This window comes from Schumannella sp. 10F1B-5-1 (assembly GCF_006517535.1).
Lineage (GTDB): Bacteria > Actinomycetota > Actinomycetes > Actinomycetales > Microbacteriaceae > Schumannella.
Genome location: NZ_VHQH01000080.1, coordinates 1 through 207, shown reverse-complemented (window position 1 = coordinate 207; position 207 = coordinate 1). Strand labels below are relative to the sequence as shown.

The following is a 207-nucleotide window of genomic DNA, read 5'->3' as shown; positions in this document are numbered from 1 at the left end:
GGGTGGTCGCGGTCGCCTCGCGGTCCGCCGAACGGGCGTCCGAGTTCGCAGCGCGCCATGGCATCGAGGCCGCGTACGGCTCGTACGAGCAGCTGGTCGCCGACCCGCAGGTCGACGTCGTGCTCGTCGCGGCCCCGCACTCCGAGCATCGCCGGCTCGCGCTGCTCGCGATCGACGCGGGCAAGCACGTGCTCGTCGAGAAGCCGA

Annotated in this window: 1 protein-coding gene; it reads left to right on the top strand. The window is 73.4% G+C overall.

Translation table 11 applies throughout. The features are described 5' to 3' along the window. The coding region (locus FJ658_RS15050) for a Gfo/Idh/MocA family protein (RefSeq protein ID WP_141146210.1) at positions 1 to 207 on the top strand (207 nt) is incomplete at both ends.